Source organism: Streptomyces sp. NPDC107654, from assembly GCF_055639035.1.
The window spans coordinates 211,425-222,938 of record NZ_JBVKBI010000010.1 but is presented as its reverse complement, the minus strand read 5'-3'; the positions used below and the strand labels follow the sequence as shown (position 1 = coordinate 222,938).

Genomic DNA, 11,514 nt, shown 5'->3' with positions numbered 1-11,514 from the left:
CCCCAAGATGTTGATCTTGGTGAACTACTCGTCGGTTGTGGAGAACTCCCTCACCCGAGAGGGTGACCTCATCCGCCCGGCAGCTCCAGGTCGCTCTTGTTCAGCTCCTCGATGTTCACGTCCTTGAACGTCAGGACCCGCACCTGCTTGACGAAACGGGCCGGGCGGTACATGTCCCAGACCCAGGCATCGGCCATGGTGACCTCGAAGAACACCTCACCCTGCACCGAGTGCACCTGCATCTCGTAGTCGTTGGTGAGGTAGAACCGTCGCTCGGTCTCGATCACGTATTTGAACAGACCGACGACATCTCGGTACTCCCGGTAGAGCTTCAGCTCCATCTCGGTCTCGTACTTTTCGAGGTCCTCGGCGCTCATGGCATGTTCCCCTTCAGCCGTGCGATCCCCCCATTGTGCGCCAGTCCCGGGTGCTCTCAGACGATTTCCGTGTCGAGGGTCGTGGGCCTGGCCGGGGGACCTTCGACGAGCAGCGTGCTCAGCAGCTCGGCGAGTCTGGTCGGATACACCGTCTCATGTGCCCGGGTCAGTTCCTGACACGTCCACCATCGCGCTCCGGCGACGCTGCGCCGCTCCAGCTCCGTCAGCCCCGTCGCCGACGTGGCCGTCTGGGTCGTACGGGCCAGGTAGTACCACTCGTCCTGGTCCCAGCGGCGGCCCGCGAACGGGAACGAGCACCGCCGCCGCCAGAGCACCGGGCCCAGTTCGACGTCGGTGATGCCGGTCTCCTCGGCGAGTTCCCGCAGTGCGGCCTCCTCGCGCGTCTCGGTGCCCTCCAGGCCGCCGCCCGGGGTGAACCACCAGTCGTCGGCCGGGTCGCCCGGCTCGTGGCCGTGCAGGAGCAGGATGCGGTCCTGCGGGTCCAGCAGCACCACCCGGGCCACCTTCCGGGGCCCGGCCTCGCCCCCGTCCTCAGCGGGCACCGGCCGTCTCCGGGCGGGCGGTGCGGGTGCGGGAGCGGTTCAGGCGGCTGGCGACGGGGCCATAGGCGCCGCCGCCGAGGACCAGGACCGCGCCGGCCACGGCCATCAGCTCGATCGTGCGCAGCGGACCGGGCCGGGAGAGGGCGCCGAGCGTCTCGAAGCCGGTGGGGCGCTTGAGCGTGCCCTTCCATGGCCAGACGACGGCCTCCACGCGGGCGGACACGGCACTGCGCGAGACGGTGCCCCGGGCAGCGTCGGTGAGGTGGGCGGTGGAGTCCAGGGAGCCCTGGCGTTCGTCACCGAGCAGGAACAGCCGGCCCTCGGGGACCGTCACCGTGCCGAAGTTCTTGATCTCGGCCAGGCTGCCCTCGGGCAGGTACGGCTCGTCGATCTGCTTGCCGTTGACGGTCAGCTTGCCGTTCGTGCAGCAGGAGACGGTGTCGCCGCCCACGGCGACCACGCGCTTGACCACCTTGGCGTCGCTGACCCAGCTCTTGTCCTCGAAGACGACCACGTCACCGCGGCGCACCTCGTCGCCGTCGACGCGCTGGGCGAGCACCCGGTCACCGGCGTCGATGGTGGGGGTCATGGAGCTGGTGGGCACGGTGTACGGCCGGTAGACCAGCGCTCCCCAGGCGAAACCGCCGAGGAACAGCATCAGACCCAGCCCCATGGCCAGTCCGGACAGCCGCTGTCCGAGCCGGCTGCCGCCCGCCTGCGCCGTGCCGGTGCCGCCGCCCTGCGGGGCCGTACGCGTCATGCTCTCGCCACCCATGGGTCCGCACCCTACCCGGCGGTACCGGACAGGGGCAGCCCCTTCTTTCGCCGCCCGGCAGGCTCTTACCTGGTCTCGGCCGCCGACCGGTGCGTGCGCCGGCGCCGCCACACCGCCACCGGGAGGACCGCCGCCACGGCGATGCCCTGCGGGGCCGCCGTCAGCGGCGCCGCCGCGGAGGACTGCTGGTCGAGGCCGGGCTGGTCGAAGGTGTCCGGGATCGGCAGGGTGCCCCAGCGGTTGATCGGCCAGGCCTTGACGATCGCGCGGCCGACGACCTTGTCGACGGGAACCATGCCGTGGTTCTTGTCGGACTGGTTGTACCGGGAGTCACGGGAGTTCTGGCGGTGGTCGCCCATCACCCAGATGTAGCCCTTGGGGACCTTGACCTTGAACTGGCCGCCCTGGTCGTCCACGCTGCACGGCGTGTTGCCGGGGTAGACGTACGGCTCGTTCAGCGCCTTGCCGTTGACCTTCAGCGGGCCGCTGCCCTTGCACTCGATCGTGTCACCGCCGACCCCGATCACCCGCTTGATCAGGTCCTTCTCCTCCGCCGACGGCATCAGGCCGATCCAGCTGAGGACCTTCTGCACCGGGTTCGGGGTGGGCGTCGGCTCGCCGGCCAGCCAGTTGTCCGGGTCGTGGAAGACGACGACCTCACCGCGCTCGGGCTTGGAGCCGAACCACGGGGTCAGCTTGTCGACCAGCACACGGTCGCCCTGCTGGAGGGTGTTCTGCATCGAATCCGACGGGATCGAGAACGCCTGCACCAGGAAGGTCTTGATCAGCAGCGCCAGGACGAGCGCGATGCCGATCAGGATCGGCAGCTCCTTCCAGAAGGAGCGCGGCTTCCTCGGCCGGGCTGCCGTACCGTCCGCGGCCGCGCTCGCGGTACGGGGCTGCTGCTCGCCCTCGTCGCCCGCGGCCTCGTCATTCCCGGAGGTCATGGCGCCGTCCGGTACAGGAACGTCCGGTTCCACGGGGTGCCCGCGGTTCTCCTCGCCGTCGTGTCCCGACCGTGCGCCAACCGCCACATCCCCCACGCCAACTCCTCACTCTGTGCCGCCGCCTGCCCCGTACACGGTGCAGGCCCACCACTCCCATAACGAGCGGGAGTTCCGCAGGGGTCGGGAGCTGGGTCATTCCGTTCCGGTTCTCGGGGGCAACCCTATGCGACGCCCGGGGAGCAACGGCCGCCCCCGACACGGAGTCGGTGACGCTTGCGAAGGTTTTAGGTTCTTCCAGGCGCGTCCAGTGGCCGACCGGCCAGCCGATGACCATGGCCCGGCCGACCACCGAGTCCACGGAGACCGTGCCGCCGTAGGACGTGTTCTGGTGGGAGCGGGAGTCCGCGGAGTTGCCCCGGTGGTCGCCCATCACCCACAGCCGGCCCTTGGGGACGGTGATGTCGAAGGACATGGTGGAGGGCGCGTCCCCCGGATAGAGGTAGTCGCCCTCGGTGAGCGGGACGCCGTTGACGGTGACGCGGCCCTGCGCGTCACAGCACTTGACGTGGTCGCCGCCGACCCCGATGACCCGCTTGATCAGGTCCTTCTCGTTATCGGACGGCAGCAGCCCGATGAAGGTGAGGCCTTCCTTGAGCTGCTTGACGACGACGGGGTCGTTCTTCTGGGTGGTCTGCTCGTCCTGGAGCCAGCCGCCCGGGTCGTGGAAGACGACGACGTCCCCGCGCTGCGGCTCGGAGCCGAACCACGGCGTGAACTTGTCGACCAGGACCCGGTCGCCGATGCGGATCGTCTGCTCCATGGAGCCGGAGGGGATCACGAAGGCCTGGACGAGGAAGGTCTTCAGGACGAGGGCGATGAGCACGGCGACCCCGATCAGCAGCGGGATCTCCCGGACGGCCGACCGCCTGCGCTTGCGCTTGACCTTGCGCTGCAGTTTGCGCCGCTCCGCGCGCGTGCGGCCGCCGCCGGGCGCGGAGGTACGGCGGGCCCCGGTGGGCAGCAGGTTGTCGGCGGGCGTGGCGGGCACCCCGCGTGGTTTGCCGCGGTTACCCATGGGCGGCCCCCGCCGGGGCGGCGGGCACGCGCGCGTAGGCGGCGGGGCGGGTCAGGCGCGTCCAGTGGCGGTAGGGCCACATGATCCAGTCGGCCCGGCCGATGACCTCGCCGACGGGGATCATGCCGCCGCCGGGCGAGCCGAGGTGGTCGCGGGAGTCGCTGGAGTCGCTGCGGTGGTCACCGAGGACGAAGAGGCGGCCCGGGGGCACGACGATGTCGAAGGGCACGCTGGAGGCGCTGTCCCCGGGATAGAGGAACGCCGTCTCGTCGACGGACCGGCCGTTCACCTCGATCCTCCCGTTCTTGTCGCAGCAGACCACATGGTCTCCCCCCACACCGACCACCCGCTTGATGTAGTCGGCGTCCCCGAAATACCCGGTGCCGTCGAACACAACCACGTCGCCGCGGCCGGGCTGGGCACCGAAACGGTACGCCAACTTGTTTACGAGGACGCGGTCCCCGATCCTCAATCCGCGCTCCATGGATCCGCTCGGAATCTCGAACGGCTGCATCACGAAGGCGTTGAGGAGCAGCAGGAACGCCAGACCGGCGAGGAGGGTGAGGGTGATCCGGCCGCCCGGGAGCCAGTCGGCGACCCGCGACAGCAACGCGAAACGCGACCGGCCCTCCGCCCCCGGAGTACCGGGGTGGGAGGAGCGGTCGCGTTCCGTCTGCTGTGCTTCGGTGTCCATCGGAGCCAGATGCTATCCGGCTCCGCTGTGACTCCGGGGAAGCGCTCAGCTCTCGCGCTTCTCCTTGATCTTCGCGGCCTTGCCGCGCAGCTCACGGAGGTAGTACAGCTTGGCGCGGCGCACGTCACCACGGGTGACCAGCTCGATCTTCTCGACGATCGGGGTGTGCACCGGGAAGGTGCGCTCGACGCCGACGGAGAACGAGACCTTGCGGACCGTGAAGGTCTCGCGGACACCGGAGCCCTGGCGACGGATCACAACGCCCTTGAACTGCTGCACACGGGAGCGGTTGCCCTCGATGACGCGGACGTGGACGTTGACGGTGTCACCCGGGCGGAAGGCCGGGATGTCGCTGCGCAGCGACGCGACGTCGACGGAGTCGAGCAGGTGAGACATTTCGTCTGCTTTCTTCGCTGATGCCACAGGTCATCAACGGAAACTAGGGGTTCCAGGAGGACTGCCGTGCGGGTCGGGGCGGGCGTCGTGTCCCCCTGTGGCAGGGGCGCACGCCGGACGGACGCACAACAGCGGTCTATTCTTCCACGCCCTCGGCCCGGCGCCAAAATCGGCCGTACGGCTCCCCCGCCGGGTCCGGTTCCCAGCCCAGGACGGAGAGCATCTCGCGGTCCTTCTTGTCGAAGGCCTTGGGGTCGCAGCGCTCGATCAGGTCGGGCCGGTTGACGGTCGTACGCCTGAGGGCCTCGTCCCGGCGCCAGCGGGCGATCCTGCCGTGGTGGCCGCTGAGCAGCACCTCGGGGATGTCCCGGCCACGCCAGACGGGCGGCTTGGTGTAGACCGGGCCTTCGAGGAGGTTGGCCATCGCGCCGGGCGCGAAGGAGTCGTCGCGGTGGGACTCGGCGTTGCCGAGGACGCCGGGCAGCAGCCGGGCCACGGCCTCGGTGACGACGAGGACGGCCGCCTCGCCGCCGGCGAGGACGTAGTCGCCGATGGACACCTCGTACACCGGCATGCGGGTGGCGTACTCGTCCATGACCCGCCGGTCGATGCCCTCGTAGCGGGCCGGTGTGAAGATCAGCCAGGGCCGTTCGGACAGCTCGACGGCCAGCTCCTGGGTGAAGGGCCGGCCGCTCGGGGTGGGGACGATGAGCGCGGGGGCGTGGGCACCCGTCTCGTAGCCGTCGGCGAGGACGGTGTCCAGGGCGTCACCCCAGGGGTCGGTCTTCATGACCATGCCGGGGCCGCCGCCGTACGGGGTGTCGTCCACCGTGTTGTGCCGGTCGTACGTCCACGCGCGCAGGTCGTGCACATGGACGTTCAGCTGCCCACGCGCGCGTGCCTTGCCGACGAGGGAGACGTTCAGGGGCTCCAGGTACTCCGGGAAGATCGTGACGACATCGAGCCTCATGCGTCAATCCTCATCCCTCGACGAGGCGATCTCGGCGCGGTCGTCGATCAGGCCCGGCGGGGGCGTGATGACGGCCTTCTGCTCGGCGAGGTCGATCTCGGTGACGATCTCCTCCACGAAGGGGATCATCACCTCGCTGCCGTCCGGCCGCTCCACGATGAACAGGTCCTGCGAGGGCAGGTGCGAGATCTCGGTGATCCGGCCGACCTCCGTGCCGTCCTCGGTGACCACGTCGAGGTCGATCAGCTGGTGGTCGTAGTACTCGTCCTCTTCCTCGGGCAGTTCCTCCGGGTCCACCTCGGCGATGAGCAGGGTGTTGCGCAGGGCCTCGGCGGCGTTGCGGTCGGTGACGCCCTCGAAGCGCAGCAGGAGGCGACCGCTGTGCACCCGCCCCGTCTCGATGGTCAGCGGTCCCGCGGAGACGGGATCCGTGGCGAGCACCGCGCCGGGCGCGAGCCTCAGCTCCGGCTCGTCGGTACGTACCTCGACGGTGACCTCGCCCTTGACTCCGTGGGCACGGCCGATCCGTGCGACTACCAGCTGCACGTGTCCAATTCTCCTGTCATCTCCTGCCGGCGTCCTGCTCATACGACTGCGGGCCGGGGACGGCCAGTGGCCCTCCCCGGCCCGAGCCGGTTGCGATGAAGCGTCAGCGGACGTGGTCCACGTCGACGAGGTCGACACGGACACCGCGGCCGCCGATGGCGCCCACGACGGTGCGCAGGGCACGCGCGGTGCGGCCGTTGCGGCCGATCACCTTGCCGAGGTCGTCCGGATGCACCCGGACCTCGAGCACGCGCCCGCGACGCAGGTCGCGCGAGGCGACCTGCACATCGTCAGGGTTGTCGACGATGCCCTTCACGAGGTGCTCAAGCGCCTCTTCGAGCATGCTGCTCAGGCCTCGGTCGACGCGGACTCGGCAGCCGCCTCGTCCTTCTTCTCAGCCTTCTTCTTCTGGGTGATCGCCTCACCCTTGCCCTCGTCCTCACCGGTGAAGGCCTCGAACGACGGACGGGCCGGCTTCGGCTCGGCGACGAGCAGCGGCGCGGGAGCCGGCTCGCCCTTGAACTTCTGCCAGTCGCCCGTCTTCTTCAGGATGGCGAGCACGGGCTCGGTCGGCTGGGCGCCGACACCGAGCCAGTACGCCACACGCTCGGCGTCCACCTCGATGACCGACGGGTTGTAGGTCGGGTGGTACTTGCCGATCTCCTCGATGGCCCGGCCGTCACGGCGGGTACGGGAGTCGGCGACGACGATGCGGTAGTGAGGCGAACGGATCTTGCCCAGACGCTTCAGCTTGATCTTGACTGCCACGGGAGTGGGTTCTCCTGGATTTGACGTGGTTGGGCACGGCGAGACGCCGCGTGGGGTTGCGGTACCCGAGTGCCCGATGGACGCGTCAGCCGGAGGAGAGAGGGGTCCTGTGCGGCTGTCGAGTACAGCTAGCCATTGTGCCACACCCCGCGGGGCACTTCCGGCCCAGGGTGCGTGAGCTGCGGCGGGGCAGGTTCCGGCGGCACCCGGCGTGGAGGTGAGCTCACGTCGGGTGCCTGCCCGGTGCGGTGGAGTCGCCGGCGGCAGCCCGGCACCCACGAGATGCCGGTACGCGCCCGCCGCGCCTATGCCGCGCCCATGACCTCCGGGATCCGGAACGGCTTGCCGCAGCCGCCGCAGACGATGGGGGCCTGGGCCAGGACCGAGGGGACCACCCGGACGTTGCGGCCGCAGTCGCACACCGCCTTGACGCGGACACCGCCGCCGGAGGAGCCGTGCCGGGCGGCGGGGCCGCGGAAGGTGCGGGAGGTGTCGGCCGAGGTGGCCGCCGTGTGGGCCTTCAGCGCGCGCTGCAGCCGCTCGATGGTCGGGCGGTAGCGCCGCTTCGCCTCGGCGTTGAGCGTGACCAGCGAGAAACCACTGCTCGGGTGCGGCTCCTCGGGGTGGTCCAGGCCCAGCTCCTCGGCGATCGCGAGGAAACGACGGTTGTGGTAGCGGCCGGCCCGGGAGGTGTCCCGGACGCCGCGGGCGGCGGCGATGCCGTGGACTGCCTCATGGAGCAGCCGTTCGAAGGAGAGCTCGTGACCGCACGCGGACGACGACTCTCCGATCAGGGACTCTGGCGCGGCAAGGTCGGGCAGCTCGGGGTGGTACCGCTGAATGTCGGCCCACGCCTGCGCCAGCTCTGCGGCGAGAACAGGTGGTGTCTGTGTCGTGCTCACGTAATGACAACGAGCGGGGGTGCCGCTGTGTTCCTATTCCGGGGCATCCCAAATAATTTGCACGTACCCGTCAGTTGCCGCTGATGCGTGGAGACGAGGGCGGGTGCGCTGATCTGCGGAGAAGCGTCACAGCTCCTACCAAGCTGGTGCGTAGTCCGCGCTACGCCTCGCCCCGGAGCCCTGGTGCGACGACGGCCGGCCGTCGCGCAAGAGGTGTTTCGGCCGCGATCCGCGCGCGGCCCTCACCCCGGACAGCGTCCGCGGCCGTCGTGACGTTACCGCGTACCGCTGTGCCCCCCGGCACCGGCCCGTCCGGGCCCGTCGGTGGGTCCCCGCCCCTGGAACGGACACCGTAGGGCCGTCCGGATTGCGGGCACGTGAAATCTCGCCACACCGGCGCCCCGTGCCCAAGCCGGGCCCCACGACCCCTGGACGGCACCGCGAGCCGGGAGTTAGGTGGCATACGTGGGAAGTGCGCGCGCACGGCACGGGGGCCACGCAACCGGGCGCAGCGGCGAACTGTCGGCGGATTGGGGCGCATACCTATGACACCTACGCTCGTGCGGCAGCACACGTCTCACGCGGACTCCACGTCCCGCGTGGACCTGGGCGCACGCGCGCGTGACTGGTCCGAGATCCAGGAGCGGATGCTCGTACCGCTCTACGAAACCGTGTACGACCGACTCGACGTGGGCCCCGCCACCCGGCTGCTGGGCCTGCGCTGCGGTTCCGGACTCGCTCTGCTGATGGCGGCCCTGAGAGGCGCCGCGGTCACCGGTGTCGACTCCGCCTCACCCGAGCGGCTCGCCCTCGCCCGCGAGCGGCTGCTGCCGGACACCCCGCCCGGCCGGGCCGGGAGCCGCGGTGGCGGCGGCACGCGCGCGCGTACGGCGGCGAGGCTCGTCGCCGGGCCCCCCGCGGACGCTGCCGGCCCGGAACCCGCCGGGTCCACCGGATCAGCCGGGTCCGGGTACACCCTGGTGACCGTCTTCGAACCGATCGGCGGCCTCGCCGGCGACTCCGAGGGGCTCGGCGACCTCCTCGCCGACGCGCTGCCGCTGGCCGGACGCGGGGCCACGGTGGTGCTGGCCGGCTGGGGGCCGCCGGAGCGCTGCGCCACCTCCTCGGTGTTGCGCGCAGTCACCAAACTGGCCGATCCCGTGTGCGGCGCGCGCACCTGGCGGCCCGCCCGGCGCGACGACCTGGAGGAGGTCGCCGCCCGTGCGGGGCTGAAACCGGACGGTTCGGGCCGGGTCGCCTGCCCCTTCGGGTACGCCGGCCTCGACAGCGCCGTCCGCGGGCTGCTGTCCACCGGCCTGTTCGACGCCGCGATCACGGCGACGGACGCCAAACAGGTGGACAAGGAGCTCGCGGAGGCCCTCCATCCGCACCGGCGCCCGGACGGCACCGTGTGGATGCCGAACGTCTTCCGCTACCTCGTCGCCCGCGTTCCCTGAGGCCTAGGGCTCCGGCTCCTTGGCCAGGCGGGGGATGCCGGCGATCCGGTACGCGTCCGCCTCCTCCAGCGTCTCCCGGTCCAGCAGTGCCAGTGCCAGCGCGTCCAGCTGGTCCCGGTGGTCGCGGAGCTTGCGGCACGCCTCCTCGTAGCAGTCGTCCACGATCCGCCGCATCTCCGCGTCGATCACGTCCAGCGTCTGCGGCGCGGCCGACAGTCCGTAGGCCTGCTGGGCGTCGCTCGGCAGGGCGGAGAGCCGGCCCACCCGTTCGCTCATGCCCCAGCGGGCCACCATCCCGCGCGCGATGTTGGTGACCTGCTCCAGGTCGTTCTCCGCACCCGTCGTCACGACCCCGTAGACGACGTCCTCCGCCGCCATTCCGCCCAGGGCGCCGATGATCCGCCCGCGAAGGTACACCTCGGAGTGCGCGTACCGCTCCACCTCCGGCGTGGACATGGTCACCCCGAGCGCCCGGCCGCGCGGCACGATCGTGATCTTGCGGACCGGGTCGGCGCCCGGCTGCAGCATGCCCAGCAGGGCGTGGCCGCTCTCGTGGTACGCGGTACGGCGACGGTCGTCCTCGGGCATGACCAGGGTCCGCTCGGCGCCCAGCTGCACCTTCTCCAGCGCTTCCGACAGATCGGCGCCGGTCACCTCCTGCTGCTTGCGTTTGACCGCGAGCAGGGCGGCCTCGTTGGCGAGATTGGCCAGATCCGCACCGGTCATGCCCGGGGTCACCCGCGCCATCCGGGCGAGGTCCACGTCGGGCGCGAGCGGGATCCGCCGGGTGTGGATCCGCAGGATCGACTCACGGCCGGCCCGGTCCGGCGGGGACACGGTGACCACCCGGTCGAAACGGCCGGGGCGGGTCAGCGCCGGGTCCAGGATGTCCGCCCGGTTGGTGGCCGCGATGACGATCACCCCCTCGGACCCCGAGAAGCCGTCCATCTCCGTGAGGATCTGGTTCAGCGTCTGCTCACGCTCGTCGTGACCGCTCATCGACGCGCTCCCGCCCCGCGCGCGGCCGATGGTGTCGATCTCGTCGATGAAGATGATCGACGGCGCCACCTTGCGGGCCTCGGCGAACAGCTCCCGGACCCGGGAGGCGCCCACGCCCACGATCATCTCGATGAACTCGGACGCCGAGGCCGAGAAGAACGGCACCCCGGCCTCACCCGCGACCGCCCGTGCGAGCAGCGTCTTGCCGGTGCCGGGCGGTCCGGCCAGCAGCACCCCGCGCGGCAGCTTCGCGCCCATCCTGCGGTAGACGTCGGGGTGCTCCAGGAAGTCCACGACGTCGTCCAGCTCGCCCTTGACCTCGTCGATGCCGGCCACGTCGGCGAAGGTCGTGCGCTCGGTGTCCGGCAGCAGCCCCACCGGCCTGGGCGGCGACCGGCGGCCGAACAGACCGCCCGCACCGGGCAGCATCCCGCCGAGCCGGCGTTGCACGAGGATCCACACCACGACCAGGACCGCGATCGGGATCAGTGAGATCAGCACATTGGACAGCAGGCTGCGTTCCTGCACCACCGGCCGCGCGGTCACCGTGACACCGTGGCTGCTCAGGTTCTGCCACAGCCTGTCGTCCGCGAAGGCCGGCCGCTGCGTCTTGAACTTGGTGTACTCGCCACCGCCCTCCGGATTGTGGCGGGGACTCCTCAGCTGGCCCTGGATCGCGTCGCCCTTGGAGTAGATCTTGGCGACGTTGCCGTCCGTGACCTCCCTGCTGAACTGCGTGTAGGAGATCGTCGGCTCGTTGCCCTGGCCGAGGTAGTGCAGCCCGAGGTACGCCAGCACGAAGACGATCACCGCGGTGGCGAGCAGGCCCCACCATTTCCCGCCGCTGAGCCCCCCGCCGCGCCGGGGCGGTTCGTCCGGGGTGCCCTCGGCGCGCCACGGCTGATCAGGGGCCTTGCGGGGTGGCGCCGCATTGCTCATATCTGGACGTTACGGCACATGGCGGACCTCGGCACACGCAAGAACCCGGTGCATGCGAGGCCGGGCGCACGCGAGGCCCGGCGCACGCGAGGCCCGGCGCACGCGG

14 protein-coding genes are annotated in these 11,514 nt (G+C 70.7%); 1 reads left to right on the top strand and 13 read right to left on the bottom strand.

Annotated features, from left to right (window positions below; all coding sequences use genetic code 11):
* Positions 1 to 68: 68 nt before the first annotated feature.
* The 12 genes from ACZ7N4_RS20150 to ACZ7N4_RS20095 form a co-directional block, all read right to left on the bottom strand.
* Entirely contained in the window at positions 69 to 377 is a 309-nt protein-coding gene (locus tag ACZ7N4_RS20150) for a DUF2469 domain-containing protein (protein ID WP_014675276.1), read from the bottom strand.
* Between the two features lie 56 nt (positions 378 to 433).
* Positions 434 to 940 carry an NUDIX hydrolase gene (locus tag ACZ7N4_RS20145; RefSeq protein ID WP_471359667.1) on the bottom strand — a complete coding sequence of 169 codons (507 nt, stop codon included), beginning with the start codon at positions 938 to 940 and terminating at the stop codon, positions 434 to 436.
* Positions 930 to 1,715 (bottom strand): signal peptidase I, encoded by a 786-nt coding sequence (gene lepB / locus ACZ7N4_RS20140; protein ID WP_471359666.1) that lies wholly within the window; start codon positions 1,713 to 1,715, stop codon positions 930 to 932. Before lepB (ACZ7N4_RS20140) ends, ACZ7N4_RS20145 begins: the two co-directional genes overlap by 11 nt.
* 65 nt (positions 1,716 to 1,780) lie before the next feature.
* Entirely contained in the window at positions 1,781 to 2,758 is a 978-nt protein-coding gene (gene lepB, locus ACZ7N4_RS20135) for a signal peptidase I (protein ID WP_471359665.1), read from the bottom strand.
* Complete coding sequence (gene lepB, locus ACZ7N4_RS20130; RefSeq protein WP_471359664.1) at positions 2,646 to 3,737, bottom strand: signal peptidase I; 1,092 nt, start codon at positions 3,735 to 3,737, stop codon at positions 2,646 to 2,648. Before lepB (ACZ7N4_RS20130) ends, lepB (ACZ7N4_RS20135) begins: the two co-directional genes overlap by 113 nt.
* Positions 3,730 to 4,431: a signal peptidase I gene (gene lepB, locus ACZ7N4_RS20125; protein WP_471359663.1), complete on the bottom strand. Its 702-nt coding sequence runs from the start codon at positions 4,429 to 4,431 to the stop codon at positions 3,730 to 3,732. The genes lepB (ACZ7N4_RS20130) and lepB (ACZ7N4_RS20125) overlap by 8 nt, the downstream gene beginning before the upstream one ends.
* A 45-nt stretch (positions 4,432 to 4,476) precedes the next feature.
* Entirely contained in the window at positions 4,477 to 4,827 is a 351-nt protein-coding gene (rplS, locus tag ACZ7N4_RS20120; protein ID WP_039656468.1) for a 50S ribosomal protein L19, read from the bottom strand.
* Between the two features lie 136 nt (positions 4,828 to 4,963).
* Positions 4,964 to 5,797 (bottom strand): tRNA (guanosine(37)-N1)-methyltransferase TrmD, encoded by an 834-nt coding sequence (trmD, locus tag ACZ7N4_RS20115; RefSeq protein WP_471359662.1) that lies wholly within the window; start codon positions 5,795 to 5,797, stop codon positions 4,964 to 4,966.
* Positions 5,798 to 5,800: 3 nt separating this feature from the next.
* On the bottom strand, positions 5,801 to 6,343 hold the full coding sequence (gene rimM, locus ACZ7N4_RS20110; protein ID WP_471359661.1) for a ribosome maturation factor RimM: 543 nt from the start codon (positions 6,341 to 6,343) through the stop codon (positions 5,801 to 5,803).
* Between the two features lie 103 nt (positions 6,344 to 6,446).
* Positions 6,447 to 6,686 carry an RNA-binding protein gene (locus ACZ7N4_RS20105; protein WP_005479813.1) on the bottom strand — a complete coding sequence of 80 codons (240 nt, stop codon included), beginning with the start codon at positions 6,684 to 6,686 and terminating at the stop codon, positions 6,447 to 6,449.
* A gap of 5 nt (positions 6,687 to 6,691) precedes the next feature.
* On the bottom strand, positions 6,692 to 7,111 hold the full coding sequence (rpsP, locus tag ACZ7N4_RS20100; protein ID WP_189981066.1) for a 30S ribosomal protein S16: 420 nt from the start codon (positions 7,109 to 7,111) through the stop codon (positions 6,692 to 6,694).
* Positions 7,112 to 7,416: 305 nt separating this feature from the next.
* Positions 7,417 to 8,013 (bottom strand): hypothetical protein, encoded by a 597-nt coding sequence (locus ACZ7N4_RS20095; protein ID WP_467930503.1) that lies wholly within the window; start codon positions 8,011 to 8,013, stop codon positions 7,417 to 7,419.
* Between the two features lie 545 nt (positions 8,014 to 8,558).
* Here ACZ7N4_RS20095 and ACZ7N4_RS20090 point away from each other — a divergent pair.
* Positions 8,559 to 9,470, top strand: coding sequence for a class I SAM-dependent methyltransferase (locus tag ACZ7N4_RS20090; protein ID WP_471359660.1), 912 nt, complete (start codon positions 8,559 to 8,561; stop codon positions 9,468 to 9,470).
* Positions 9,471 to 9,473: 3 nt separating this feature from the next.
* On the opposite strand, the gene ftsH is transcribed toward ACZ7N4_RS20090, so the two are convergent.
* Positions 9,474 to 11,408: an ATP-dependent zinc metalloprotease FtsH gene (gene ftsH, locus ACZ7N4_RS20085; protein WP_471359659.1), complete on the bottom strand. Its 1,935-nt coding sequence runs from the start codon at positions 11,406 to 11,408 to the stop codon at positions 9,474 to 9,476.
* Positions 11,409 to 11,514: the final 106 nt, after the last annotated feature.